The organism is Microbacterium algihabitans (assembly GCF_032464975.1).
Taxonomy (GTDB): Bacteria; Actinomycetota; Actinomycetes; order Actinomycetales; family Microbacteriaceae; genus Microbacterium; species Microbacterium algihabitans.
On the sequence record NZ_JAWDIU010000001.1, the window covers coordinates 1231295 to 1256696 of the forward strand.

Below are 25402 nucleotides of genomic sequence, written 5' to 3' on the forward strand. Positions count from 1 at the left end.
TGTCCTGGACCGGGCTTTTCCCTGTGGATAACTCGCTCGGGGTCGCCGCGATTCTCAGTACCTTCCCCGCATGCGTGCATTCACCGTGATCCCCGACGAGCTCCGCCGCACCGCCCTGATCTTCGACAACGTCATCCGGCCCGCCGAATCTCAGTTCCGGATGCCGTGGACCCGCACCCTCGGTCACGAGGCGCTCTGCGAGGCCGTCGACGACTTCGCAGGAGCCTTGGCCGGCGGCTGGACCGAGGCGGTCGCGAGCGTCGACGACGTGGCATCCGGTCTGCGAGAAGTGGCGGCGATGTACGAACGCGTGGACGATGACGCTGACGTCACGCTCAAGGCGTTGCAGGCGCTGCTGTGACCGCTCTGGGGCACTCGTCACACGTGACCGGGCTCGTTCCGGGATCGGTGGAGGCCGCGTACGAGGTCGCGCATCTCGCCGCCGAGCGAGAACGCGTCGCCTCGGATCTGGTGGACCGACTGCTGCGCATGCGCGAAATCGACGGATGGACCGGGCAGGCGGCCGAGGCGTACGCGAATCGCGTGGCATCGGTTGTGCGACGCTGGACCGAGATCGGCGACGGGCTCTCCGCGGTCATCGGTCCGCTGCAGACGTATGCCCGGGCGTTGAGTTCGGCGCAGGGGCTGGCCGCGCAGGCGATCGAGGCGTGGGCTTTCGCGTCGACGCTGCCTGAGACGCCGGGGACGCCCGCCGGGTTCTCGTCGTTCTCGCGGGGGTGGCCCGTGCTGGTTTCGGATCCCCGCCACCGCGGGCCGGCTCCGACGACCGCCGGCGAGGCGCGAGCGCGGGCCGAGGCGATGGTGGCTGACGCGTGCGCCGACGTGAAAGCGGCGGGCGATGTCGCGACAGCCGCCGTGCGGCGTGCGATCGAGGCCGTGCGCGCCCGCGGGGAGGCATGGGCGAGGGTCGGTGAGGGTCTCGGAGTCGCAGCGCTTCCGCCCGGACGCGTGCTCGCGATGATGCGCACCCTCGACGCCGACACGCTCACCGACCTGCTCGGGGCACGACCCGACCTGCTGGAGCGTCTGGCGCAGAGCAACCCGGCTGATCTCGCACCGTGGTGGCGCGGCCTGAGCTCGGCGCAGCAGGATGCACTGATCGCCTGCGCCCCCGGGATCATCGGCAACCTCGGCGGCGTCGCCTACGCCGCGCGCGACCGCGCGAACCGCATCGTGCTCGCCCAGGCGCTCGAAGAGGCGCGGAACAGCCCGTGGGACCAGTCGGAGCAGGTGGCGGCGTTGGAGGCGCTGGATCGCGCCGCGACCGGGAACACGCTCGCCTCGTTGGTGTTGGACCGGCCGCCGTTGGCGCAGGTTGCGGTGGGGGATCTGGATCGGGCCTCCTCCGTAACCTTCCTCGTCCCAGGCATGAATACGACCGTGGGGAGAGACATGGGAACCTACGTCTCGGCCGCGGCGCGGCTCAGGTGGGAGCAGTTCCTGGCTTCGGGAATCTCGACAGACGAGATAGCAGTTGTCGCGTGGCTGGGATATCACCCGCCCGTAAGCGATCCTCTTTGGCGGGCGCCCGAAGTTCTTGCCGATTCAAGAGCGGAGGTCGGAGCAACAGCACTCGCTTACGACATAGGGTCCGTGCGGGTTGCGCAGGAGTTGAACGGCGGGCGATCAAACCTGTCAGTGGTTGCGCATTCCTACGGGACTGACGTCAGCACACTCGCCCTCAAGCACGCCAACGCGGATCATCTTGTTCTCCTCGGATCGGCCGGTGTCAGCGATGGAATTGATGCCGCGACGGATCTGAAAGTCCCCGACGGGGAAGTGTATGCAACGCAATCGATGAAGGATGGGTGGGCGCCAGTGGGCCAAGGACTTTCGCAAAGGACGGACCCGACTGAGGAGTCGTTCGGCGCTCGCACATTTTGGTCGGAACGCTCCGTCGCTGGCGGCGAGCGTCTCGACGGCGTGCACAGCCATGGGCCGATTGGCGTGGGACCGCAGGCTCCCAGCTATCTTGACTCTGGCTCAATCGCTCTCCGTTATGCCGCTATGGCTTCGATGGGTGCCGGTGAGGACATACCCGAAGGCGGTGACAGCCTCGCCAGACATGCCGCGAGTGGGGGCATCAACACGCGGTACTACATCGATCCGCGACCACTCCGGGATGCCGAATGAGGCTCTGGAAGTCCTTCGCGGGCCTGATGGTGTTGTCGATCGTGGTGGCCGGGTGTGCGCCGAAAGACGAGGGGCAGATGAATCTCATAACTACTGACTCGATACAGAAGCGCGCCGAACAAGTTCTGGGAGCTACTCAGGAAGTCCTCGGAAGTTCCGGTTGGACGGCGCACCCGACGTGGGTCGAATGCGAGGGACAAGACGGAGGCCTTGTTCGACTTCTGTACTTCGTGGAGCGGCTGGAGCCAACCGAAGATGATCTGGGGGCGCTCTCGGAGAAAGTTGCCGCGAAATGGGCGAGCATCGGGCTCTCCGCCCGCGCCGAACTCCTTTCAGACAGGCCCGATACCTATGTAGTGTCTGATCCGCCCTTCCAGCAGGGTTCAAATAAAGACGGCACTCTCACCCAACTTCAGTTCAGTAGTGCGTTCGCGGGTCTCCAAGTGTTGAGTTCCTGCGTGGAGGGCGATCTCGCCGATTTGAATTCACCCGGGCCGACCGTCACGCCACCTTCGTCGCCCTGATCGTGTAGCTCAGCGGCATCACCGACGGCTGCTCGGTCAGCGCGAACTCACCGTTCGGGCGCTCGGTCATGCGGCCGGGCAGAGCCTCCCACGGGACGCTGTCGTGCTCGACGAGCGCGTCGAGACGCAGGCCGCGCTCCAGTAGGGCCGTGACGATCTCGCCGAGGCCGTGGTTCCACTCGTACGTCTTCGTCGACGTCAGCGGAGCCGACACCGCGACGTAGGTGCTGTCGTCATCCCACTCCAGAGGTGCCGTCTGCTCGAAGTACGGGAACGCGAGCGTCAGCCCGGGCAGGTCCTCGTTCATCGCCCACAGCACGGGATGCCCCTCGCGGATGTGAAGCGTCCCGCCGGGCGCGAGCAGCTCGGTGACCACCCCGGCCCATTCCGTGATCGACGGGAGCCAGCACAGCGCGCCGATCCCCGTGTAGACGAGGTCGAACTCGCCGCGCGGGAGCGCCTCCGCGGCGCGCCGAACATCCGATCTGACGAAATCGACCTGCACCCCGGCTTCGTCGGCGAGGCGTCGCGCCTCTGCGACGGCGTTCTCCGAGAAGTCGAGTCCCGTCACCCGCGCGCCCAGCCGGGCGAGCGAAAGGGTGTCGGTGCCGATGTGGCACTGCAGGTGCACCGCCCGCTTGCCCGCAATGTCGCCCAGCAGCGGCAGATCGAACCGCACGACGTCCGACAACGCCGCGGAATCCTCCACATAGCGCTGTACGCCGTACCCCGAACCGTCTCGCGCGGCGTGCAGAGTCGCGCGCTCGTCCCAGTTGGCGCGGTTGGCATCGATGTAGTCCGAGGTCATGGCATCCCTTTCCGGCATCCGAGCCTAGGGGGCGGATGCCGGCGGCCCGGTGTCGTCAGGTGACGCACGGTCGACCCGATGTCGGAGGTCCGGGTTAGCCTGGCGGCATGTCGGGCAAGGTCTATGTCATCCACGAGAACCCTCAATGGATCCCGCCGTTCGCGGCGGCGTTCGAAGCCGAGGGTGTGCCGTTCGAAGAGTGGATGCTGACCGACGGGTCGATCGACCTGGCCGTCGAGCCGCCCGAGGGCATCTTCTGGTCGCGGCTGAGCGCCTCAGCCCACACCCGCGACCACGCCTACAGCAAAGAATTTGGCCGCGCCGTGCTGCGCTGGCTCGCGTCGTGGGGTCGCACGGTGATCAACGGGGCCGACGTGCTCGAACTCGAGGTCAGCAAGGTCGCGCAGCACGCGGCTCTGCGGCACGCGGGCATCGAGGTTCCGCGCACGGTCGCCGTGTTCGGCGTCGACGACCTCGCAGCGAAGGCCGAGGAGTTCGGCGCCCCCTTCATCAGCAAGCACAACCAAGGCGGCAAGGGCCTCGGGGTGCGGCGCTGGGACACCGTCGACGAGTTCGCCGCCTGGGTGAAGAGTCCCGACTTCGAGCCCTCCCCCGATGGCATCACGCTGTTGCAGGAGTTGCTCGTCGCCAAGACGCCCTTCATCACGCGGGCCGAGTTCGTCGCCGGCGACTTCGTGTACGCCGTGCGGGTCGACACCAGTGCCGGCAGCTTCGAGCTCTGCCCCGCCGAAGCCTGCGCCGTTCCGGGGGCGGACGGGGTCGAGCCCGAACCCCTGTTCCGCCTGCGTGAGGACGTCGATTCGGCGCTCATCGACCGGTACCTCGCGTTCCTCGCGGCCGAGGGGGTCGGCATCGCGGGCATCGAGTTCATCGAGACGCGCGACGGGCGCACCGTCACGTACGACGTCAACACGAACACCAACTACAACCCCGACGTCGAGGCCACCGCACCGCGCTCCGGACCCCGCGAGATCGCCCGCTGGCTCGGCACGCTGCTCCCCCAAGAAGCGGTGGGTCTGCGTGGCTGAGCCCGCTCCCCCGCACTCCGACTGGCAGGGCTTCGGCTTCGCCACGCGCCAGGTCCATGCGGGCGAAATCGAAGACCTCACCCACGGCTCGCGCATCACCCCGGTGCACCTGTCTGCCGCGTACCGATTCGATTCGTTTCAAGAGGCGACCGATCGGTTCGCTGGCGCAGATCTGGGTCACCTGTACTCCCGCAACGCGAACCCCACCAATCAGGTTGCCGAGGCTCGGTTGGCCTCCCTCGAGGGTGGATCGGGAGCGATCGTCGTCGGATCGGGTCAGGCGGCGATCACGATCGCGCTTCTCGGACTCGCCGCCAGCGGTGAGCACATCGTCTCGACCGCCAGCATCTACAGCGGCACGCGGGTGCTGTTCGACCGCACCTTCGCCCGCATGGGCGTCACCGTCGAGTACGTGTGGGATCCGGCGGACGAGGCGGAGTGGGATGCCCTCATCCGCCCCGAGACGAAGGCCATCTTCACCGAGACGCTCCCAAACCCCAAGAACGACGTCGTCGACATCGACGCCGTCGCACGCGTCGCGCGACGGCACGGCATCCCCCTCGTCGTCGACAACACCATCGCGACGCCGTTCCTCATCCGCCCGATCGAGCACGGAGCCGACATCGTCGTGCACTCGGCGACGAAGTTCCTCTCGGGGCACGGCGCGAACCTCGCGGGTGCGGTGGTCGACGGCGGGACGTTCGACTGGATGGCATCCGATCGCTCCTATCCCGCGATCACCGACACCGCGATCGCGGGGCACTCCTCGTTCGTCGAGGCGTTCGGCCCGCGCGCGTTCGAGCTGTCGCTGCGGTTCGGCATCGCGAACGACACCGGCCCCGCCCTGTCGCCGCTCAACGGATTCCTCCTGCTGCAAGGCATGGAGACGCTGTCGGTGCGCATGCGCCAACACCTCGCCACGGCGCGCACGATCGCCGAGTGGCTCGAGCAGCACTCCGAGGTCGAATGCGTCGACTACGCGGGTCTGCCCTCGCATCCGCAGCACGCGCTCGCCGTCCGCGACTACGACGGGCTGTCGGGCTCGGTCTTCTCATTCACCGTGCGCGGAGGTCGCCCCGCCGCGGAGCGTTTCTTCGACGCTCTGCGCCTGTTCAGCCGCATGACCAACATCGGCGACACGCGGTCGATGGCCCTGCACCCCGCGACGACGACCCACCTCGGCTTCACGCAAGACACACGCGACCGCCTCGGCATCGGCGACGGCCTCATCCGGCTGTCGATCGGCCTCGAAGACGCGGAAGACCTCATCGCCGACCTCGATCAGGCCCTCCGCGCCGCGTCCTAGCGCTTCCGTCCCGGCGGTTTCCGGGCGCCCTGGACCCACGCTCCGGCGCCCACGGGACCCGCCGTCGGTGCAGGCCCGGGTTCCTGGCATCCGGAGCCTTCGAACTCACCTCGGTGTCCAAAACAGCCGGACGGTTTTCGCTTCCGTCCGGGTGTTTTGGGCACTCAGCACCGGAGAGCGGCGCCCCGAGCCCCAGCCCGGACGCGCCCTCACTCAACGGGGGGTACGCCCCGCGGCGCGAAGCGCGATCAGGCGTCGCGCTGGGCCTCCAGGCGGCGCACGCGCGGGATTACCTCGGCGGCGAACCGCTGCAACTCGGGCAGGTGCGGCGAGAACTGCAGCAGCAGGGTCGAGACGCCGACGTTCGCGAAGGCGACGATGCGTTCTGCCACCTGATCGGGGGTTCCGACGAGGTTGGGGCGGAGGCCGCGGTTCGACACCGAGTACTCCTTGAGGTCGATCTGGGTGTCGAGCTTCGACTTGCTCACGAAGTCCTGGTACGAACCGTAGGCCGCTCCCCCGCGCACGTCGGTGATGCGGTCGATCTCGGCCTGAGCCTCTTCTTCGGTGTCGCGGACGACGGCGTAGGCGGCCATGCCGAACGCCTTGAACGGCGTCGCCCCGGCTTCGGCGCGGCGCCGGCGCATGTCTGCGACCTTCGTCTCGAGCTCCTCGAGCGTGCCGCCGTGCGTCAGATACGCGTCGGCGAAGCGCGTGATCGCGTTGCGCCCGGCCTCGCTCTCGCCACCGGCGTACAGGCGCGGCAGCACCTGGGGCTTGGGCTCCAGGTAGGTGCCCTCGGTGCGGTAGTACTCCCCCTCGTACGCGAACGGCGTCTCGGACCACAGGCCGCGCAGCACCTCGACCCACTCGATCGTGCGCGCGTACCGGTCGTCGTGGGCGCTGAAGAGGCCGTCGTACTGCTTGGCCTCCTCGGCCCACCACGCCGAGACGACGTTGAGGGTGAAGCGCCCTCCGCTGATCTCGTCGATGGTCGCCGCCTGCTTGGCGGTGTGGAACGGGTTGTGGAACCCCGGCCGCACGGCCGCGAGCAGCTCGAGCTTCGAGGTCACGGCGGCAAGCCCCGCCGTCACCGCCCACGCGTCGAGCGACGGCGCCTCGACGCCCTTGATGTCGTTCAGGTTCAGCTCGGGGATGAGCGTGAGGTCGAAGCCGCCTTCTTCCGCAGCGCGAGCGATCGCGGCGATATGGGCGAACGACACGGGCGTCTGCTCGTCGTCGACGTTGCGCAGCCATCCGCCGAAGATGGGGGTCCAGTAGCCGAAACGCACGCGCTGGGGGGAGGTCATGGCTCCATCCTCACCCGCCGCATGTCGCCCGGCGTCACGCGACGAAACGGTCCGTCACATGTCGTTGACCGATGCTCGACGCGGTGGGAAGTTGGCCGGGTTCCGATCCGCGAGGAGGATTCCATGACCGATTCCACCCCCACCCACGAGCCGCTGAAGTTCGCCTACTGGGTGCCGAACGTCAGCGGTGGGCTCGTGATCAGTTCGATCGAGCAGCGCACCGACTGGGACTACGACTACAACGTGAAGCTCGCCCGCACGGCCGAGCGCGTCGGGTTCGAATACGCCTTGAGCCAGGTGCGGTACGCCTCCAGCTACGGCGCCGCGCAGCAGCACGAGTCCACCTCGATCAGCCTGGCGCTGCTGCTGGCCACCGAGAAGCTGAAGGTCATCGCCGCCATCCACCCCGGCATCTGGCATCCGGCCGTCTTGGCGAAGTTCATCAACACGGCCGATCAGTTCTCGCACGGGCGCGCGGCGGTGAACGTCGTCAGCGGCTGGTTCAAAGACGAGTACACCGACCTCGGTCTCGAGTGGCTCGAGCACGACGAGCGCTACGAGCGTGCGGCGGAGTTCATCCAGGTACTGCGGGGCCTGTGGACGCAGGAGAAGTTCTCGTTCCACGGGAAGTACTACGACATCACCGACTTCACGCTGCGCCCCTTCCCGTACGAGGTGCCGGGGCGGGCCCACCCCGACATCTTCCAGGGCGGCAACTCCACGGCCGCGCGCGTCAACGGCGGCGCGTTCTCGGACTGGTACTTCTCGAACGGCAAGGACTTCGACGGCTTCACCGAGCAGTACGACGACGTGACGCGCATCGCGGCCGAGCACGGTCGGCGCACGCGCTTCGGCCTCAACGGGTTCGTCATCCAGCGCGACAGCCGCGCTGAGGCGGAGGCCCAGTTGCGCGAGATCATCGCCCACGCCGACTCGGGCGCCGTCGAGGGGTTCCGCAAGAGCGTGCAGGAGGCGGGCAACGCGACGGCCGACAAGAAGGGGATGTGGGCCGACTCGTCGCTCGAGGATCTCGTGCAGTACAACGACGGGTTCCGCACGCAGCTCTTCGGCGACGCGCAGCAGATCGCCGAGCGCATCATCGAGTACAAGAAGCGCGGCGTCGACCTGTTCCTGCTCGGCTTCCTGCACTTCCAGGAGGAGCTGGAGCACTTCGGTGAGACGGTGATCCCGATCGTGCGCGAGCTCGAGGCGGATCTCGCGCGCACGGGTGATCCGATCGGGGTGGCGGCCGGCTGAGCATCCCGTCACAGGTTCCCGAGAGAGGCCTCCAGCTCGACGACACGGGCCTAGCCTGGTGTGCGCGGGTGTATTCCACTCCGCGCATACAGCGATATCGGGCCGCGTGGCCCCGAAGGGACTCGGTTCGATGAGCGGCGCACGCCTCGGATTCTTCACACGGGTGCTGGATGCCGGTACCGACGGTGACCGATACGGCAAGGCGCTCGCACAGGTCCGTGCCGCCGACGAGCACGGTTTCGCATCCCTCTGGGTCGCTCAGCATCACTTCGACCGTGACGAGGGAGGCCTGCCGTCGCCGTTCCCGTTCCTGGCCGCGGCGGCCGTGCAGACTGAACGGATCGCGCTGGGAACGGGCATCGTGACCCTTCCGATCGACGACCCCGTGCGCGTGGCGGAGGACGCCGCCTTCGTCGACGCCCTGAGCGGCGGTCGCGTACAGCTCGGCATCGGCACGGGCGGCACGCCCTCGTCGTTCGCGGCCTTCGAGCGGTCCTCCGACGATCGCCGGGCGATCCACGCCGCGCACCTCGACGTCCTGCGTGACGCCTTCGCTGGGCGCGGCATTCGGAACACCGATCTGCGCCTGAACCCCGCGGCGCCGCACCTCGGCGGTCGGCTGTGGCAGGCGACATTCTCCATCGACGGCGGTCGACGAGCCGGATCCGCCGGTGACGGACTGCTCCTCTCGCGCACGCAGCCTCGCGACGACGGTCAAGATCTGCATGAGGTGCAGGTGCCGATCGTCGAGGCGTACCTCGCCGCGCTCCCCCGCGGTGTCGCTCCGCGCATCCTCGCGTCGCGCACCGCGGTGGTCGTCGACGCCGACCGCCTCGATGAGGTGTGGGCGAGGGCGGATGCCGGAATCCGACGTCTCGCGCGTACATTCCTTCAGCGGAATGCGGACGGCGACCTGCGGGAACTCGCGGCTCTGACCAACACTCACCTCGGGACGGTCGATGAGGTGGTCGCGTCGCTCCGAACGGATCGCACCCTCGAGCTCGCGACCGACGTCGCCTTCCAGGTGCACTCGATCGACCCGGCCCACGAGGTGACTCTGCGGTCGATCGACCTCTTGGCGAGCGAGGTCGCCCCTCAGCTCGGCTTGCGTACGGGCGCCGCGGCTGCCGAGGAACTCCGCTCGCTCGGCGCCGAGGTCTGACGCCGCGTCACCACACCCCGTCGAGCATCGCCTTTGACCGCCGCGTTTGCTCGCGCAGCGCGTCGGCAAGGGCGGCGACGGCGGGGATGCGCATCGAGTCGGCGCGCACGATCATCCAGTACGGCAACCGCTCGGTCATCGTCTCGGGCAGGAGGCGCTCGAGATCGTCGTGACGGTCGGCGACGAAGCACGGGAGCATGCCGATACCGGCCCCGGCGCGCGTCGCCTCGACCTGCACGAGGACGTTCGTCGAGGTGACGCCGTCGCGCATGCGCGGCACGACGCGTCGGGGAAGGTCGAGGGCTTCGACCTGCAGCATCGCGTCGACGAAGTAGACGAGCCCGTGCGTCTGCAGCTCATCGAGGTCGCGCGGGTGGCCGTGCCGGTCGAGGTACGAGCGCGAGGCGTACATGCCGAGGGCGTACGACCCGAGCTCGACGGTCGTGCCGCGCGAGGTCTGCGGCTGGCCGACGACCACTTCGAGATCGAGACCGGGGCGGTGCAGGGCTGCGCGCCGTTGGGCCGCGACCACCTCGACGACGAGATCCGGATGCCGCTCGCGCAGGCCCGCGATGGCGGGGGCGGCGATGTAGGCGCTGAACCCGTCGGTGGCCGACATGCGCACGACACCCGATACCGGATCGGGCTCCGCTCCCCCGGCGGCGAGCTGCGACATCGCCGCCTCGATGCGCCCGGCGGTCTCGGCGGCGTGTGCTCCGAGCGTCGTGAGCTCCCACCCGCGGCCCGACTGGGCCACGAGCCTGCCGCCCAGGGCCTCCTCGAGGGCGGCGATGCGCCGAGCGACGGTCGTGTGGTCGACCCCGCGCAGCTGGGCGGCGGCGGTGTACCGGCCTGTGCGGGCCACGGCCAGCAGCATCAGCAAGTCGTCGGCGCGTACGTTCCCGGCATCCATGTGTGCAATTCTGCACAGCGGGAGAGCGGTACTGGGCATTGTCGCGCGCAGCAGACCACCTCAGACTGAGGCGCGGTCGTCACCGTCGACACCGAAGGAGCATCATGCAACCCCCCACCACCGCGCCGCGCAGCAGCGACGCCCCCACCTCGAGCCGCATCCGCCATGTCGTCGCCGCCTCCATGGCCGGCACCGTCGTCGAGTGGTACGAGTTCTTCCTCTACGCCACCGCCGCGAGCCTCGTCTTCGGCACGTTCTTCTTCCCGTCGTCGGGCTCACCGCTCGACGGAATCATCGCCGCCTTCGTCACCTACGCGGTCGGGTTCATCGCGCGCCCGCTCGGCGGCATCGTGTTCGGCCAGATCGGCGACCGCTTCGGTCGCAAGCCCACGCTGCAGGCGACGATCATCATCGTCGGCGTCGCGACCTTCCTGATGGGCTGCCTGCCCGGCTTCGCGAGCGTCGGCTACTGGGCTCCCGCGATGCTCGTCGCCCTGCGCTTCATCCAGGGCTTCGCGGTGGGCGGGGAGTGGGGCGGCGCCGTGCTGCTCGTGGCCGAGCAGAGCCCCGACCGCCGTCGCGCCTTCTGGTCGAGCTGGCCGCAGGCCGCCGTCCCGGTGGGCAACCTGCTGGCCACGCTCGTGCTGCTGATCACCTCGTTCGTGCTGAGCCCCGCCGCGTTCCTCGACTGGGGCTGGCGCATCGCCTTCTGGCTGTCGGCCGTGATCGTGCTGGTCGGCTTCTGGATCCGCCGCCACGTCGAAGAGGCCCCGATCTTCCTCGAGGCCAAGGCGCAGGTCGAGAAGGAGAAGGCCACCTCGTTCGGTGTCGTCGAGGTGCTGCGTCGCTACCCGAAGGGCGTCGTGCAGGCGATGGGCGTGCGCTTCGCCGAGAACATCGTCTACTACATCGTCGTCAGCTTCTCGATCGTCTACCTGAAGATCGTGCACTCGTACGACACCAGCCAGTTGCTGCTCGCTCTGCTGATCGCCCACATCGTGCACTTCGCCGTGATCCCGCCGCTCGGACGCCTGTCCGACCGCATCGGACGCCGCCCGGTGTACCTCGCGGGCGCGATCCTCAGCGCGACGTGGGCGTTCTTCGCCTTCCCGATGTTCGACACGCTCAACCCTGTGATGATCGTGCTCGCGGTGACGATCGGCCTGGTCTTCCACGCCGGCATGTACGCCCCGCAGCCCGCCGTCATGGCCGAGCTGTTCCCGACCCGCATGCGCTACTCGGGCGTCTCGCTCGGCGCGCAGGTGACGGCGATCCTCGCGGGCTCGCTCGCCCCCATCCTGGCCACCCAGTGGTTGCGCGACTTCGGCTCGTGGCTGCCGATCGCGCTCTACATCGTCGTGGCGTGCATCGTCACCTCGATCGCTGTGCTGTCGTTGAAGGAGACGCGCGGCATCTCGCTGCGCGACATCGACGCCGCCGACGCCGCGCGCACGGCGGCAGGCCCCGCGACGACGGGGGCGAAGGGAGTCCGATGAGCACGGATCTGACCGGCCGCCGCGCCCTCGTCACGGGGGGAGCGAGCGGGATCGGCGAGGCCATCGTCCGCGCCTTCGCCGGCGCCGGGGCCCACGTCACCGTCGCCGACGTCAACGGCGAGCAGGCGGCGCGGGTGGCGGCCGAGGTCGGGGGAGAGGCCTGGGCCGTCGACCTCTCCGATACGGCGGCCCTACGCGAGCTGCGCCTCGACGTCGACATCCTCGTCAACAACGCCGGCATCCAGCACGTCAGCCCCATCGAGGAGTTCGATCCCGAGCGCTTCTCGTTCATGCTGCGGCTCATGCTCGAGGCGCCGTTCCTGCTGATCCGCGCGGCTCTGCCGGGCATGTACGAGCGCGGGTTCGGGCGGGTGCTGAACATGTCGAGCGTGCACGGCATCCGCGCCTCGGAGTACAAGTCGGCGTACGTCACGGCCAAGCACGGCCTCGAGGGGCTGTCGAAGACCACGGCCCTCGAGGGCGGCCCACGCGGGGTGACGAGCGTGTGCATCGACCCCGGCTACGTGCGCTCGCCGCTGGTCGAGAAGCAGATCGCCGACCAGGCCCGCACCCACGGCATCGCCGAGGAGCAGGTGCTCGAGACGATCCTGCTGAAGGATGCCGCGATCAAGCGGCTCGTAGAGCCCGCGGAGGTCGCCTCGCTCGCGCTCTGGCTCGCGGGTCCCGACGCCGCGATGGTCACCGGCTCGAGCTACCTCATGGACGGCGGCTGGTCGGCGCACTGACGGGGTCGGGCCTCGCGGGGGCCGCTCTCGTCGTCATCGCCCACGGCAGGACGATTTACGACACACAGCGGGTGAATGCCGGAAGGGATCCGGTGAGATGAGGGTCCCAGCGGGGTCTCCGGCGGGTTTCGGTCTCGTAAATATGCGCGGGAGTGCTTTACGGTGGACACCTCCCCGGTCAAGGATGTCCGAGGGACTACGGCGCTTGTCGCAGTCGACTCTTCACAGCAGAGGTAATTCATGACACTGCACACCAGTGGGCGCGGCCGTTTCGGCCTCGTCATCGGCGCCGCCCTCGGCGCCTCGGCCCTTCTTCTCGCGGGTTGCTCCGGCGGCGGCGACAACGCCTCGTCGGGTGACGGTGGCGGATCGACCGACCCCCTGATCGTCGGCACGACCGACAAGATCACCTCGATCGACCCCGCGGGTTCGTACGACAACGGCTCGTTCGCCGTCATGACGCAGGTCTACCCGTTCCTGATGAGCAGCCAGTACGGCACGTCGGAGGTCACCCCCGACATCGCCGAGTCGGCCGAGTTCACCTCGCCGACCGAGTACACGGTCAAGCTCAAGTCGGGCCTGAAGTTCGCGAACGGCCACGACCTCACGTCGTCCGACGTGAAGTTCTCGTTCGACCGCCAGGTCGCGATCAACGACCCGAACGGCCCCGCGTCGCTGCTGGGCAATCTCGACAGCGTCGCCGCTCCCGACGACACCACCGTCGTCTTCACGCTCAAGAACGGCAACGACCAGGTCTGGCCCCAGATCCTGTCGAGCCCGGCCGCTCCGATCGTCGACGAAGAGGTCTTCTCGGCGGATGCCGTGACCCCCGACGACACGATCGTCGAAGGCAAGGCGTTCGCCGGCCAGTACATGATCGACTCGTACAAGGTCAACGAGCTCATCTCGTACAAGGTCAACGACACCTACCAGGGCTCGCTGCCCAAGGCCGCCAACGGCGGAATCTCGGCGAAGTACTACGCCGACTCCTCGAACCTCAAGCTCGACGTGCAGTCGGGTGCGATCGACGTGGCCTACCGCAGCCTGAGCGCGACCGACGTCGCCGACCTGCAGAAGGACGACGCCGTCAAGGTCATCGACGGCCCCGGCGGCGAGATCCGCTACATCGTCTTCAACTTCGACACCATGCCGTACGGCGCGAAGACCCCCGACGCCGACCCGGCCAAGTCGCTCGCGATCCGTCAGGCCGCGGCCGACCTCGTCGACCGTCAGGCCATCGCCACCGACGTGTACAAAGACACCTACTCGCCCCTGTACTCGTACGTCCCGCAGGGTCTCGCGGGCGCCAACGAGGCGCTCAAGGACATGTACGGCGACGGCAGCGGAATGCCCGACGCGGCCAAGGCCAAGGCGACCCTCGAGGCCGCCGGTCTCTCGACGCCCGTCACGCTGAACCTGCAGTACAACGGCGACCACTACGGCCCCTCGTCGGGTGACGAGTACGCCGCGGTCAAGGCGCAGCTCGAGAAGGACGGCCTGTTCACGGTCAACCTCGCTCAGACCGAGTGGGTGCAGTACACGAAGGACCGCAAGGCCGACGCGTACCCCGCCTACCAGCTCGGCTGGTTCCCCGACTACTCGGATGCCGACAACTACCTCACCCCGTTCTTCTCGAAGGACAACTTCCTGCTGAACCACTACGACAACGCCGACGTGCAGAAGCTGCTCGTCGACCAGGCGACGCAGACCGACAAGACCACGCGCGAGCAGGAGATCGGCGAGATCCAGGACAAGGTGGCCGCCGACCTGTCGACCCTGCCGCTGCTCCAGGGCAAGCAGGTGGCGATCGTGGGCTCGAGCGTGGACGGTGCCGTTCTCGACGGCTCGTTCAAGTTCCGCTACGCGCCGCTGCACAAGTAAGACCGACACGGCGTCTCGTCGCGTTCCGTTCGTCCGACGACCGGGGGTCACGTACCCTCGGTCGTCGGGTGAGAGCGGAGCGACGAGGCGCCGTTTCCCCATCGAGTGAGGTCTCTTTCCGTATGGTCACCGCCGTCGACGCCGCCGACATCGCCAAACCCGTCGCCCCCAAGGGGGGAGGACTCTGGCGCTACATCCTTGTCCGCCTCCTGCTGATCATCCCGACGGTCTTTATCCTCGTCACCGTGGTGTTCGTGCTCATGCGCATCACCGGTGACCCCATCACCGCCGCCCTGGGCGGCCGCCTCCCACCCGATCAGCTCGAGGCGCGCATCGCCGCCGCCGGCTACGACCGCCCGCTGATCGTGCAGTACTTCGAGTACATCGGCGGCATCCTGCGCGGTGACTTCGGCACCACGCTCACCGACAACCGTCCGGTGATCGAGATCCTGCTGCAGTACGGCTCCGCCACCCTCGAGCTCGCGATCTACGCGCTCATCGTGGCGCTGCTCATCGGCATCCCGTTCGGTCTGATCGCCGCCTACAAGCGCGACCGCTGGCAGGACGCGATGCTGCGCATCGGCGCGATCCTCGGCTACGCGACCCCGATCTTCTTCGTCGGCCTTCTTCTGAAGCTCGTCTTCTCGGTGTGGCTGGGCGTTCTGCCGGTCGCGGGCCGGGCGGGCACGCGCACCGAGCTGAAGCTGCAGACGCTCGACAACCCCAGCGGCATCTACCTGATCGACGCCATCCGCCTCGGCGACGGCAACGCGATCAGCGACGTGCTGATCCACGCGATCCTGCCCGGGGTGGCCCTCGGCATCCTGACCGCGGGCATCTTCCTGCGCCTCGTGCGCACCAACGTCATCGGCACGCTCGGCGCGCAGTACGTCACCTCGGCGCGCTCGCGCGGCGTGGGGGAGTACCGCCTCGTCACCAAGCACGCGTACCGTCCCGCGCTCATCCCGATCATCACGGTCATCGGTCTGCAGATCGCCCTGCTGCTGTCGGGTGCGGTGCTGACCGAGACCACCTTCGAGTGGAAGGGCCTCGGCTTCATGCTCAGCGAGTACCTCAAGGCCCGCGACTTCGTGGCCGTGCAGGGCATCGTCGTGATCATCGCCGTGCTGGTGGCCTTCACCAACTTCCTCGTCGACGTCATCGCGGCGATCATCGACCCGCGAGTGAGGTACTGACATGTCGGATGCCACGACCCCCACGACCCCCGATGCCGTGACGGTGCGCAAGGTTCCCCTGCGCGATCGCCTGCCGGTCATCTCGCACCTGCGCCGCAGCGTCGGTCTGCAGCGCACCATGCTGGTGCTCGGTCTTGTGATCACCTCGGTGTTCCTGCTGACGGCGGTGTTCGCTCCGCTGCTCGCGCCCTACGGCTTCGCGCAGCAGGAGGCCGACGGCGTGAAGTTCGGCACCCAGCAGGCGCCGAGCGCGATGAACCTGCTCGGCACGACCGTCGGCGGCTACGACGTGCTCTCGCGCGTGATCTGGGGCGGCCAGACGGCGCTGCTCGTGATCGTGTGCGCGATCGCGTTCTCGATCTTCCTCGGCATCTTCCTCGGCCTGGTCGGCGGCTACTTCGGTGGCTGGCTCGACCGCGTGCTCGTGGTGCTGTGCGACGCGATCTACGCCTTCCCGTCGCTGCTCCTCGCGATCGTGATGTCGATCGCGATCACCCGCGGCCAGTCGACGCTCTGGGGCGGAATCCTCGCCACCGCGATCTCGATCACCGTGGTGTTCGTGCCGCAGTACTTCCGCGTGATCCGCGCCGAGGTGGTGCGGGTGAAGGCCGAGCCGTTCGTCGAGTCGGCCCGCGTGATCGGCGTTCCCACCGGCCGCATCCTGCTGCGTCACGTGCTGCGCAACTCGACGCGCTCGCTGCCGGTGGTCGTCACCCTCAACGCCTCCGAGGCGCTGCTGACCCTGGCCGGCCTCGGCTTCCTCGGCTTCGGCATCGAGGCCACCGCCGCCGCCGAGTGGGGCTACGACCTCAACCGCTCGGTGAGCGATGTCACCAGTGGCATCTGGTGGACGGCGATCCCGCCGGGCGTCGCGATCGTGCTGGCGGTGCTCGGCATCACCCTCGTGGGCGAGAGCCTCAACGACCTGAGCGACCCGCGTCTGCGTACCCGCCGCCGCGCGGGCCGGGCACCCGCGCCCGTCACCGCCATCGATCCGTCGACGGCTCCCGCCGAGGCCTCGGCCACCGCGTCCCCCGCCGGGCCCCCGGCATCCGCCCCCTCCGACGGGAGCCCCTCATGACCGGCACCACCGAAGCCGTCGCCCGCATCGACGACCTGCGCGTCGCCTTCGCCACTGACGGCGAGCCGGTCGCCGCGATCAACGGGATCTCGCTCGAGGCGCACGCCGGCGAGGTGCTCGCGATCGTCGGCGAGTCGGGCTCGGGCAAGACCGTGACCGCCAACACCCTGCTGGGGCTGCTGCCCGAGACCGCCACGCTCTCGGGTGCGGTCATCGTGCGCGGGCGCGACGGCGAGCAGACCGACATCGTGCACGCGACCTCGGCGCAGCTGCGCGAGATGCGCGGGCGCGACGCGGCGATGGTGTTCCAGGAGCCCTCGACCGCCCTCAACCCCGTGTACACCGTGGGGTGGCAGATCGCGGAGGGCCTGCGCGCGCACGAGAAGATGTCGAACGCGGATGCCAAGTCCAAGGCGGTCGACATCCTCCGGCGCGTCGGCATCCCCGACCCCGAGAAGCGCGTCGACGACTACCCGCACCAGTTCTCGGGCGGTCAGAAGCAGCGCGTCGTCATCGCGATGGCGCTCGTGCTGAACGCCGGGCTGATCATCGCCGACGAGCCGACCACGGCGCTCGATGTCACGGTGCAGGCCGAGATCCTCGACCTGCTGCGCACGTGCCGCGACGAGTTCGGCGCGACGATCGTGCTCATCACGCACAACATGGGCGTCGTCGCCGACCTCGCCGATCGCGTGATCGTGATGTACCGCGGCGACATCGTCGAGCAGGCTCCGGTGCGCGAGCTGTTCGCCGCCCCGCGCGAGGAGTACACGCGCGAACTGCTCGCCGCGGTGCCGCACGTGGGTCGCGGCAAGAGCTCGCAGCAGTCGCTCGCGGATGCCGCGCCCACCTCGCCACCGGCGGGGAGCCTCGTCGTGGCCGAGAAGGTCGAGATCGGGTATCCCGGACGCTTCGGCTCGCCGGGCGTCGTCGCGGTGAAGGGCGTGGACTTCTGGATCGGACCCGGCGAAGTGCTCGGCCTGGTGGGGGAGTCGGGCTCGGGCAAGACCACGATCGGTCGCGCGATGGTCGGACTCACCTCGGTCGTCGGCGGATCGCTCAAGGTGCTCGGCACCGAGATGAACGGCGCCAAGCCGCGGCAGCTGGCCAAGACGCGGCCCGACATCGGGTTCGTCTTCCAGGATCCGGCGACGAGCTTCAACCCGCTGCTCACGATCGCGGAGTGCATCGCCGAGCCGCTGATCGTGCACAAGCGCGCCTCGGGTGCCCGGGCCGCGCGCCAGCGCGTGAACGAACTGCTCGACGCGGTGCAGCTGCCGACCGCGTTCGGCGACCGGTACCCGCACGAGCTGTCGGGCGGTCAGCGTCAGCGCGCCTCGCTCGCGCGCGCCCTCGCGCTCGACCCGAAGCTGCTCATCGCCGACGAGCCGACCTCGGCGCTCGACGTGTCGGTGCAGGCGCGCGTGCTGCAGCTGTTCGCGCAGCTGCAGGCGGAGTTCGGCTTCGCGTGCCTGTTCATCAGCCACGACCTCGCCGTCGTCGACGAGGTGGCCGACCGCGTGGTCGTGCTGCAGCAGGGCGTGATCCGCGAGCAGGGGACGACCGTGCAGGTGCTCACCGAGCCGCGCGACGAATACACCAAGCGACTGCTGGTGTCGCTGCCCGTGCCCGATCCCGTCGAGCAGGAGGCGCGCCGCGAGCTGTGGCGCACCACCCGCGGAGTCTGACGGCTGACGACCTCGGGGCCCTCACGCGCGCAGCGTGGGGGCCCCGCGTCGTGTGGGCGCGCGTTGCGCAGGGTCAGTGATTCGCGCATTCTCAGTGCGATGCGGCGGATCCTGGCTGAGGGTGTGCCGATCGCGGAGTGTGCGCGGCGCGGCGAGCGCGCGGCGCGTTGCGCAGGGTCAGTGATTCGCGCATTCTCAGCGCGATGCGGCGAATCGTGGCTGAGGTTGTGCGGATCGCGGAGTGTGCGCGGCACCCGCAGACAGAGCCCCGCCGCGTCAGCGCCCGAACACCGTCGTGAGGATCCACCAGCCGACGACGGCGACGCCCACCACGACCGTCCACACCGGGAACCCGCGCTTGAGTCGCCGACCCTGCGCGGCCACGCCCGCCGGGGGCGGGGTGAGCAACGGCACGCTCGGGGCGGGGGCTCCGGATGCCGCGGTGCCGGCGTTCCTGCTCGCGGCGACCTCTGCGGCGAGACGGTCGTCGCGCCACCGCGCCCACTGCGCGAACTTCTCGTCGATCGCGTCGATCGTCGTGAACAGCCACTGCCAGGTGGCCGGATCGAGCGTCGACAGGTCGCGCTTGGCGTAGAGGAACAGCCAGTCGTCGATGATCTCGACATCCAGCGCTGCGGCGTTGTCGACGAAGCGCGCCATCACGTCGGGAGTGAAGAGGTACAGCGCGTCGCGCTCGTAGCCCTCGGGGCAGTACAGCGCGAAGTGCTGGTCGAAATCGCCCTCGAGGCTGAGCCGCTGGTCGCGCCCGAAGGTGACCGGCAGGTTCGAGCCGAACAGGCCGTTGTTGCCCACGGCATCCAGCACGATGTGGGGGAGCGGCGTCTCGAGCTTGAGCGCGACGTAGCCCCAGCGGTGCGTCTGCCTGCTCTTGCCCGACCCCGTCTCGTACGTGTAGTTCGCGACCTCGATGAAGCGCGGAGACGTGCTCCGCAGCAGGTCGGAGTTCTTGCGATCGCCGCCGAGGCTGAAGATCATGCCCGGCAGCTGCGGCTTCGCGAACCCCGGCTCCCACGTCATGCCGTTGGCCCGCGCGAAGCGGTCGAGGCGGAATCGGCGCACACCCGCGCCGCCGACGCCGCGGATCAGCCCCAGGACGATCACCACGATGACCGCGGCGAACACGAGCAGGGGAGCGGCGGCCACCAGGCTCAGTGAGTTCCTGCCGACGACGGAAGAGATGACGCCCAGGAACACCGGGCCGATGATGAAGAAGAAGACCACGCCGACCACCGCGAAAACGATGATGCCGGCCACGTTGCTGCTGAGCTTGCCCTGCTGCCGCAGCTCTTTCGTGAACGCGCGTACCTGGGCGCGGTCGACGGGCTCGGTCAGCGGCGCGGTGTCGAGCCGGGTCTGTGCGTTCATGTCGTGCCCCCTCGTTCGACCGTAGCGGTGGTGTCCGACATCGTCGGGGCGGCGCCCGGGGTCATCGCGCGACCATCAGCAGCAGCAGCGGAGCCACGGCGAGCACCAGTCCGCCGAGCCCGAACACCCCCAGCACGATCGCCACGACGATCCAGGGGTTCGCGCGCCGCAGCCGTCGACCGGGCACGGCGACCCCCGCGGGCGGGCGGGCGAGCAGGGCGGCCTGCGCGGCGGCGACCGTCGGCGCACCCGCGGCCGACGGGGCTCCACCGGGGCCGGCAGCGGCCGGAACCGACGCGGGGGGCAGGGCCACCGGCATCCGGTCGTCTCTCCATCGACACCACTGGTCGAGCTTGTCGAGCAGCACCGAGATCACCGAGAACACCCAGGCCCAGCGCGCCGGGTCGATCGTCGACAGCTCGTCGCGGGAGTAGAGGAACAGCCAGTCGTCGACGATCTCGGCGTCGAGCACCGACGCACTGTCGATGAAGCGCGCCATGACGTCGGGGGTGAAGAGGTAGAGGGCGTCGCGTTCGTAGCCGCGCGGGCAGTACAACGTGAAGTGCTTGTCGAAGTCGCCCTCGAGGCTCAGGCGCTGGCCACGACCCCACGAGGCGGGCAGGTTCGAGCCGAACATGCCGTTGTTCGCCGTGGCATCGAGCACGATGTGGGGGAGCGGCACGTCGAGTTTGATCGCGATGTAGCTCCAGCGCACGGTCGTCGTGTTCTTGCCGTCGCTCACCGTGTACGCGTGGTTTCCGACCTCGACGAAGCGCGGGCGGCGCCCGCGGACGATGTCGGATGCCGTGCGGGAGCTGCCGATGCCGAAGATCACGCCCGGCAGCGGAGGGTTCTGCACGGCCGGCACGTACTCCATGCCCACGTCGCGCGCGAACCCCGCGAGGCGCCACCGGCGGTCCTCGACGATGCGCTGCCCGCGCAGGCCCACCAGCAGGGCGGCGATCAGTCCGCCGACGCCGATCAGCAGCGGCAGGGCGAAGAGCAGGCCCACCACGAGGGTCCCCTCGCGCAGCCACGTCGACAGCACGATGAGCAGCACCACCAGCGCGATGCCGATCCCGCCGAGGAAGACGAACGCGAACACCCAGCCGACGATCGTCGCGGTGGTGTTGCCGGGCAGACGGCCCTCGTCGCGCAGCCGTTTCGTGAACGCCTTCGCCGCCGCGCGGTCGGGCGCGACCTGCAGTGCTCGCGCGTCGAACGGTCGGATCCCTGCCATGCGCCCCCCCTCGCCGTCGGTGGAACGTCCACGCTACCGATGACCGATTCCCCGCTGCCAGCGGCATCCGTTAGACTACGAAGGTTGTCCGGCGACGCCCATGCGCGTGTGAGCCCGTGATGACGTGCAACACACCCTCCTGCTGCCGGGAAATGCCCGTCAGCCGTTCTAGTCCGAAGGAGGTGGGTTAGTGACGCACCAGTACGAACTCATGGTCATCTTCGATCCCGAGGTCGACGAGCGCCAGGTCGCTCCGAAGCTCGACGGATTCCTCAAGGTCATCACGGCCGATGGAGGAACCATCGACAAGATCGACATCTGGGGCCGCCGTCGTCTCGCCTACGAGATCCGCAAGAAGAACGAGGGCATCTACGCCGTCGTCAACTTCGTCGCGACCAGCGAGGCCACGAACGAGCTCGACCGTCAGCTGAAGCTGAACGAGCAGATCATGCGCACCAAGGTCCTGCGCGCCGAAGAAGCGATCGCCCAGGTCGCCGCCGAGGCCAAGCGCTCCGAGGAGAAGGCCGCCCGCAAGGCCGCCTCTCCCCGCAAGGTCGAGTCCGCCGAGAAGGCTGCGAAGTAACGACGATGGCCGGCGAAACCGTCATCACCGTCGTGGGTAATCTCACGGCCGACCCCGAGCTGCGCTACACGCAGAACGGGCTCCCGGTCGCGAACTTCACCATCGCGTCGACCCCCCGCACGTTCGACCGTCAGGCGAACGAGTGGAAGGACGGCGAGGCGCTCTTCCTGCGCGCCTCGGTGTGGCGCGAATTCGCCGAGCACGTCGCCGGTTCGTTGACGAAGGGCAGCCGTGTCATCGCGACCGGTCGCCTCAAGCAGCGTTCGTACCAGGACCGCGAGGGCAACAACCGCACCTCCATCGAACTCGAAGTCGATGAGATCGGCCCCTCGCTCCGCTACGCGACCGCTCAGGTCACCCGTGCCGCCGGTGGCGGTAACGGTGGCGGCGGCGGTCAGCGCGCGCAGGTGCAGCAGTCGAACGACGAGCCGTGGTCGACCCCCGGTTCGAACAACGGCGGCGGCAACAACGGCGGCGCTGACGCGTGGAGCACTCCTGGTTCCTACGGAGACGACACCCCGTTCTGATCTTCGCCCCGCTCTCGAGCGAGACGACCCCCTGAAATTCCGGATGCCACGTCCCGGTCCGCGTGACCGACTCGGCATCCGAACCACACGAAAGAAGGAAGCATGGCTGGAAAGGCCACTGGCGACCGCCGCAAGCCGCGGAAGGGCGCGAAGAACGCAGCCCCCGCGAAGGCGATCCGCGTCGGCGTCATCGACTACAAGGACGTCCCCACCCTCCGCAAGTTCATCTCGGAGCGCGGCAAGATCCGCGCCCGTCGTATCACCGGTGTCTCCGTGCAGGAGCAGCGCCTGATCGCCCGCGCCATCAAGAACGCGCGCGAGATGGCTCTTCTGCCCTACGCCGGCGCCGGCCGCTAAGGAGCACCCGATGGCAAAGCTGATTCTCACGAATGAGGTCACCGGGCTCGGTAGCGCCGGTGACGTTGTCGAGGTCAAGAACGGGTACGCCCGTAACTACCTCATCCCGCAGGGCTTCGCCGTGTCGTGGAGCCGTGGTGGCGAGAAGCAGGTCGCGTCGATCCGCGCCGCTCGCGAGACCCGTGCGATCCACGACCACGAAGAGGCCGTGTCGCTGAAGAACACGCTCGAGTCGAACACCGTCAAGCTGGCCGTCAAGGCCGGCAACGAGGGTCGCCTCTTCGGTTCGGTCAAGCCCGCCGATGTCGCCGACGCCGTCAAGGCCGCCGGTTTGGGCGAGCTCGACAAGCGCAAGATCCAGATCACCTCCTCGATCAAGTCGGTCGGCGAGCACGAGGCGACCGTTCGCCTGCGTGACGACGTCACCGCCGTGATCACCCTTCAGGTGGTCGCCGCGAAGTAATTCGCAGCACTCTCGAGAACGGCCCCGCTCCTGCTCCGGCAGGGCGGGGCCGTTCCGCGTTCGCGGTGGGAGGTCCCTGAGCTTGTCGAAGGGCCGGGGGTGGCTTCGACAGGCTCAGCCACCGTGCGTGCGCTTGAGTGTCGCGGGGCGCGAGGTCCCTGAGCTTGTCGAAGGGTCCGGGCCCCCGCGGGTCGGCACTGCCCGGTTTGGGGCGGATTTTTGCGTTCGGGGCGTGAATTGTCCGCCCCGAACGACAGACTGCGCCCCAAACCGGCCCCGGGGTGGCTTCGACAGGCTCAGCCACCGTGCGCGGGCTTGACCGTCGCGGGACGCGAGGTCCCTGATCCTGTCGAAGGGCCCGGGCGTGGCTTCGACAGGCTCAGCCACCGTGGGCGGGGCAGCCACCACGCAACCGCCTCCGCGCGTCACACGACACATGGCCGACACACCGCCTGCCTAGGCTGACGCCGTGCAAGAGCGATCCGGGCGTGTGGTGGTGTTCTCGGCATCCGTCGTGCTGCCCATCACCGCCCCGCCGATCCGCGACGGGGCGATCGCGGTGGCTGCGGGGCGCATCCGCCATGTGGGCGACCGCGCCTGGGTGCTGCACGAGCTGCACACCCGCGGACTCGCCTTCGACGAGGTGCACTGGCCGGGCGTGCTCACCCCCGGCCTCGTCAACGCGCACTCGCACCTGCAGTACACCGGCATGGCCGAGGTGGGGCAGGGGCGCTACGCGGGCTTCGAGGAATGGGCGCATGCGTTCCAGCCGGTGTACGAGCGGGGTCTGGATTGGGGGGCGGATGCCGCGGCGGGAGCCCGCGCCATGATCGCCGCCGGCACGACCGCCGTCGCCGACATCGTCACCGACGTCGAGGCCGCGTCGGCGCTGCACGACGCACGACTGCACGGCATCACCTACTGGGAGGTGATGAGCTGGACGAACGAGGCGTGGGCCGAGCGTGGACGCGCGGAGGTCGAGGCGCGCCTGGATGCGCTGCCGGCGCCTCCGGGCACCGGGCTGTCGCCGCACGCGCCCTATTCGCTCGACGTGGAGCCGCTGCTCGAGATCCCCGACATCGTGCGCGAGCGGGGGAGCCGTCTGCACCTTCACCTGGGCGAGGCGGCCTTCGAGCGCGAGCACGGCGAGGCGGTGTCGTGGCAGGAGAAGCGGCCGGTGAGCTTCATGGCGCTGCGCGACGAGGGCATCGGCACCGGTGCGACGGAGTTCGTCGACGAGCTCGGCGTGCTGGGCCCCGACTGCCACATCGCGCACGGCGTCTACATGACCGCGCGCGATCGGGCGACGCTGCGCTCCCGCGGCACGACGGTGGCGCTCTGCCCGCGGTCGAACGCCGTGATCGGGTTGGACGAACCGCCGATCTCCGCCTATCTCGTCGAGGGCAACGCGATCGCGGTGGGGACCGACTCTCTGGCATCCAGCCCCTCTCTCGACCTTCTCGCCGACATCGCCGAACTGCACCGTCTCGCGCGGGCGCAGGGGTACGCCAACCGCGACCTGTCGGCGCTGCTGCTGCGAGCGGCGACCCTCGGGGGAGCGCACGCGATGGGCCTCGACACCGGCCCCGCTCGCACCGGATATCTCGCCGTGGGCGCCGTGGCCGACCTTGCCTTCTTCGACATCCCAGGGCCTGCGGCCTCTCCGGCCGCGATGTCGGAGGTGGATGACACCATCGAGCACCTGGTCGTCGGCGGAGCCGGACGCGCCGCGGCGACCTTCATCGACGGCGAGGTGCGCTGGGCATCCGCCGCTTTCACCGAACAGACCGGAGTGCGCGCATGACCGACGACCGCCCCGCCACCGCTCGCCTGCTCGATCTCGAGGCGCATCCCGAGGGAGGGTGGTTCCGCCGCATGTGGACGGGCGGCTACGCCGTCGACACCCCCGCGGGGGCGCGTCCGGCGGCGACGTGCATCCACTACCTGCTGACGCCCGATGAGCGCAGCGCGTGGCACGTCGTCACGAGCGATGAGGTGTGGCTGTGGCACGGTCCGGGCTCTCTCGAGCTGTCGCTGGGCGGAGACGGCGAGACGCCGGGTGAGGCGCAGACCGTGACCCTGGGGCCCGATCTCGCCGCCGGCAACGTGCTGCAGCACACGGTTCCCGCGGGTGTCTGGCAGGCCGCGCGGCCGGCCGGTGACACCGAAGTCGTCGTCAGCTGCCTGGTGTCACCGGGCTTCAGCTTCGACGACTGGCGTCTCGCCGAGTAGACCGGCCCGGGCACGCCGCGACACCGGATGCCACCCCCAACAG

At 69.0% G+C, this 25402-nt stretch carries 24 protein-coding genes; 19 read left to right on the forward strand and 5 right to left on the reverse strand.

Going from position 1 to position 25402, the window contains the following annotated elements:
• Positions 1-70 precede the first annotated feature (70 nt).
• From RWH43_RS05815 to RWH43_RS05825, 3 genes are read left to right on the forward strand one after another with little or no spacing between them, the layout of a single operon-like run.
• Entirely contained in the window at positions 71-361 is a 291-nt protein-coding gene (locus RWH43_RS05815; RefSeq protein WP_144831043.1) for a hypothetical protein, read from the forward strand.
• Entirely contained in the window at positions 358-2154 is a 1797-nt protein-coding gene (locus RWH43_RS05820) for an alpha/beta hydrolase (protein ID WP_437127380.1), read from the forward strand. Before RWH43_RS05815 ends, RWH43_RS05820 begins: the two co-directional genes overlap by 4 nt.
• Positions 2151-2678: a hypothetical protein gene (locus RWH43_RS05825; protein WP_316000908.1), complete on the forward strand. Its 528-nt coding sequence runs from the start codon at positions 2151-2153 to the stop codon at positions 2676-2678. The genes RWH43_RS05820 and RWH43_RS05825 overlap by 4 nt, the downstream gene beginning before the upstream one ends.
• On the opposite strand, the gene RWH43_RS05830 is transcribed toward RWH43_RS05825, so the two are convergent.
• On the reverse strand, positions 2656-3486 hold the full coding sequence (locus RWH43_RS05830; RefSeq protein WP_316000909.1) for a class I SAM-dependent methyltransferase: 831 nt from the start codon (positions 3484-3486) through the stop codon (positions 2656-2658). The genes RWH43_RS05825 and RWH43_RS05830 overlap by 23 nt on opposite strands.
• A 107-nt stretch (positions 3487-3593) precedes the next feature.
• Between RWH43_RS05830 and RWH43_RS05835 the strand changes: the two genes are divergently transcribed.
• Positions 3594-4535 (forward strand): ATP-grasp domain-containing protein, encoded by a 942-nt coding sequence (locus tag RWH43_RS05835; RefSeq protein WP_316000910.1) that lies wholly within the window; start codon positions 3594-3596, stop codon positions 4533-4535.
• Entirely contained in the window at positions 4528-5841 is a 1314-nt protein-coding gene (locus RWH43_RS05840; RefSeq protein WP_316000911.1) for an O-acetylhomoserine aminocarboxypropyltransferase/cysteine synthase family protein, read from the forward strand. The genes RWH43_RS05835 and RWH43_RS05840 overlap by 8 nt, the downstream gene beginning before the upstream one ends.
• A 248-nt stretch (positions 5842-6089) precedes the next feature.
• Here RWH43_RS05840 and RWH43_RS05845 read toward each other — a convergent pair whose 3' ends face one another.
• On the reverse strand, positions 6090-7151 hold the full coding sequence (locus tag RWH43_RS05845) for an LLM class flavin-dependent oxidoreductase (protein ID WP_316000912.1): 1062 nt from the start codon (positions 7149-7151) through the stop codon (positions 6090-6092).
• 123 nt (positions 7152-7274) lie between these two features.
• On the opposite strand from RWH43_RS05845, the gene sfnG reads away from it, so the two are divergent.
• Together sfnG and RWH43_RS05855 are read left to right on the forward strand one after the other, a co-directional pair.
• Entirely contained in the window at positions 7275-8408 is a 1134-nt protein-coding gene (gene sfnG / locus RWH43_RS05850; RefSeq protein WP_154097028.1) for a dimethylsulfone monooxygenase SfnG, read from the forward strand.
• Positions 8409-8538: 130 nt separating this feature from the next.
• Positions 8539-9570, forward strand: a complete 1032-nt coding sequence (locus tag RWH43_RS05855) for a putative FMN-dependent luciferase-like monooxygenase (protein ID WP_154097029.1) — start codon at positions 8539-8541, stop codon at positions 9568-9570.
• A gap of 7 nt (positions 9571-9577) precedes the next feature.
• Here RWH43_RS05855 and RWH43_RS05860 read toward each other — a convergent pair whose 3' ends face one another.
• Positions 9578-10483 (reverse strand): LysR family transcriptional regulator, encoded by a 906-nt coding sequence (locus RWH43_RS05860; RefSeq protein WP_260979708.1) that lies wholly within the window; start codon positions 10481-10483, stop codon positions 9578-9580.
• A gap of 104 nt (positions 10484-10587) precedes the next feature.
• Between RWH43_RS05860 and RWH43_RS05865 the strand changes: the two genes are divergently transcribed.
• The 6 genes from RWH43_RS05865 (at position 10588) to RWH43_RS05890 (ending at position 18571) form a co-directional block, all read left to right on the forward strand.
• Positions 10588-11979, forward strand: coding sequence for an MFS transporter (locus RWH43_RS05865; RefSeq protein WP_186325442.1), 1392 nt, complete (start codon positions 10588-10590; stop codon positions 11977-11979).
• Positions 11976-12725 (forward strand): 3-hydroxybutyrate dehydrogenase, encoded by a 750-nt coding sequence (locus RWH43_RS05870; protein ID WP_316000913.1) that lies wholly within the window; start codon positions 11976-11978, stop codon positions 12723-12725. The genes RWH43_RS05865 and RWH43_RS05870 overlap by 4 nt, the downstream gene beginning before the upstream one ends.
• A gap of 240 nt (positions 12726-12965) precedes the next feature.
• Positions 12966-14606 carry an ABC transporter substrate-binding protein gene (locus tag RWH43_RS05875; protein ID WP_316000914.1) on the forward strand — a complete coding sequence of 547 codons (1641 nt, stop codon included), beginning with the start codon at positions 12966-12968 and terminating at the stop codon, positions 14604-14606.
• 122 nt (positions 14607-14728) lie between these two features.
• Entirely contained in the window at positions 14729-15802 is a 1074-nt protein-coding gene (locus tag RWH43_RS05880) for an ABC transporter permease (protein WP_316000915.1), read from the forward strand.
• A 1-nt stretch (position 15803) separates the two neighbouring features.
• Positions 15804-16883 (forward strand): ABC transporter permease, encoded by a 1080-nt coding sequence (locus RWH43_RS05885; RefSeq protein ID WP_144831079.1) that lies wholly within the window; start codon positions 15804-15806, stop codon positions 16881-16883.
• The gene (locus tag RWH43_RS05890) at positions 16880-18571 is read left to right on the forward strand and encodes a dipeptide ABC transporter ATP-binding protein (RefSeq protein ID WP_316000916.1); all 1692 of its coding nucleotides are present in this window, start codon (positions 16880-16882) and stop codon (positions 18569-18571) included. The genes RWH43_RS05885 and RWH43_RS05890 overlap by 4 nt, the downstream gene beginning before the upstream one ends.
• 276 nt (positions 18572-18847) lie before the next feature.
• Here the strand turns inward: RWH43_RS05890 and RWH43_RS05895 are convergent, their stop codons facing one another.
• Positions 18848-19957: a hypothetical protein gene (locus tag RWH43_RS05895; RefSeq protein ID WP_316000917.1), complete on the reverse strand. Its 1110-nt coding sequence runs from the start codon at positions 19955-19957 to the stop codon at positions 18848-18850.
• 61 nt (positions 19958-20018) lie between these two features.
• A complete protein-coding gene (locus RWH43_RS05900) occupies positions 20019-21197 on the reverse strand; it encodes a hypothetical protein (RefSeq protein WP_316000918.1) in 1179 nt (392 codons plus the stop codon).
• Between the two features lie 190 nt (positions 21198-21387).
• Here RWH43_RS05900 and rpsF point away from each other — a divergent pair, with 190 nt between their 5' ends.
• From rpsF to RWH43_RS05930, 6 genes are all read left to right on the forward strand, one after another.
• A complete protein-coding gene (gene rpsF / locus RWH43_RS05905) occupies positions 21388-21780 on the forward strand; it encodes a 30S ribosomal protein S6 (protein WP_316000919.1) in 393 nt (130 codons plus the stop codon).
• Between the two features lie 5 nt (positions 21781-21785).
• The gene (locus tag RWH43_RS05910) at positions 21786-22307 is read left to right on the forward strand and encodes a single-stranded DNA-binding protein (protein ID WP_074694534.1); all 522 of its coding nucleotides are present in this window, start codon (positions 21786-21788) and stop codon (positions 22305-22307) included.
• A 102-nt stretch (positions 22308-22409) separates the two neighbouring features.
• Positions 22410-22664 (forward strand): 30S ribosomal protein S18, encoded by a 255-nt coding sequence (rpsR, locus tag RWH43_RS05915; RefSeq protein ID WP_055832386.1) that lies wholly within the window; start codon positions 22410-22412, stop codon positions 22662-22664.
• Positions 22665-22674: 10 nt separating this feature from the next.
• Positions 22675-23127 (forward strand): 50S ribosomal protein L9, encoded by a 453-nt coding sequence (rplI, locus tag RWH43_RS05920; RefSeq protein ID WP_056224965.1) that lies wholly within the window; start codon positions 22675-22677, stop codon positions 23125-23127.
• 469 nt (positions 23128-23596) lie between these two features.
• Positions 23597-24931, forward strand: coding sequence for an amidohydrolase family protein (locus tag RWH43_RS05925; protein WP_316000920.1), 1335 nt, complete (start codon positions 23597-23599; stop codon positions 24929-24931).
• Positions 24928-25359, forward strand: coding sequence for a cupin domain-containing protein (locus tag RWH43_RS05930; RefSeq protein WP_316000921.1), 432 nt, complete (start codon positions 24928-24930; stop codon positions 25357-25359). Before RWH43_RS05925 ends, RWH43_RS05930 begins: the two co-directional genes overlap by 4 nt.
• The last annotated feature ends 43 nt before the right edge of the window (positions 25360-25402 follow it).

Bases quoted from the DNA above. Each gene is read 5' to 3' on its own strand.
- RWH43_RS05815 (WP_144831043.1), top strand. From the start codon at position 71: ATGCGTGCATTCACCGTGATCCCCGACGAGCTCCGCCGCACCGCCCTG.
- RWH43_RS05825 (WP_316000908.1), top strand. From the start codon at position 2,151: ATGAGGCTCTGGAAGTCCTTCGCGGGCCTGATGGTGTTGTCGATCGTG.
- RWH43_RS05830 (WP_316000909.1), bottom strand. From the start codon at position 3,486: ATGACCTCGGACTACATCGATGCCAACCGCGCCAACTGGGACGAGCGC.
- RWH43_RS05835 (WP_316000910.1), top strand. From the start codon at position 3,594: ATGTCGGGCAAGGTCTATGTCATCCACGAGAACCCTCAATGGATCCCG.
- RWH43_RS05845 (WP_316000912.1), bottom strand. From the start codon at position 7,151: ATGACCTCCCCCCAGCGCGTGCGTTTCGGCTACTGGACCCCCATCTTC.
- sfnG (WP_154097028.1), top strand. From the start codon at position 7,275: ATGACCGATTCCACCCCCACCCACGAGCCGCTGAAGTTCGCCTACTGG.
- RWH43_RS05855 (WP_154097029.1), top strand. From the start codon at position 8,539: ATGAGCGGCGCACGCCTCGGATTCTTCACACGGGTGCTGGATGCCGGT.
- RWH43_RS05860 (WP_260979708.1), bottom strand. From the start codon at position 10,483: ATGGATGCCGGGAACGTACGCGCCGACGACTTGCTGATGCTGCTGGCC.
- RWH43_RS05865 (WP_186325442.1), top strand. From the start codon at position 10,588: ATGCAACCCCCCACCACCGCGCCGCGCAGCAGCGACGCCCCCACCTCG.
- RWH43_RS05870 (WP_316000913.1), top strand. From the start codon at position 11,976: ATGAGCACGGATCTGACCGGCCGCCGCGCCCTCGTCACGGGGGGAGCG.
- RWH43_RS05875 (WP_316000914.1), top strand. From the start codon at position 12,966: ATGACACTGCACACCAGTGGGCGCGGCCGTTTCGGCCTCGTCATCGGC.
- RWH43_RS05880 (WP_316000915.1), top strand. From the start codon at position 14,729: ATGGTCACCGCCGTCGACGCCGCCGACATCGCCAAACCCGTCGCCCCC.
- RWH43_RS05885 (WP_144831079.1), top strand. From the start codon at position 15,804: ATGTCGGATGCCACGACCCCCACGACCCCCGATGCCGTGACGGTGCGC.
- RWH43_RS05890 (WP_316000916.1), top strand. From the start codon at position 16,880: ATGACCGGCACCACCGAAGCCGTCGCCCGCATCGACGACCTGCGCGTC.
- RWH43_RS05895 (WP_316000917.1), bottom strand. From the start codon at position 19,957: ATGAACGCACAGACCCGGCTCGACACCGCGCCGCTGACCGAGCCCGTC.
- RWH43_RS05900 (WP_316000918.1), bottom strand. From the start codon at position 21,197: ATGGCAGGGATCCGACCGTTCGACGCGCGAGCACTGCAGGTCGCGCCC.
- RWH43_RS05910 (WP_074694534.1), top strand. From the start codon at position 21,786: ATGGCCGGCGAAACCGTCATCACCGTCGTGGGTAATCTCACGGCCGAC.
- rpsR (WP_055832386.1), top strand. From the start codon at position 22,410: ATGGCTGGAAAGGCCACTGGCGACCGCCGCAAGCCGCGGAAGGGCGCG.
- rplI (WP_056224965.1), top strand. From the start codon at position 22,675: ATGGCAAAGCTGATTCTCACGAATGAGGTCACCGGGCTCGGTAGCGCC.
- RWH43_RS05930 (WP_316000921.1), top strand. From the start codon at position 24,928: ATGACCGACGACCGCCCCGCCACCGCTCGCCTGCTCGATCTCGAGGCG.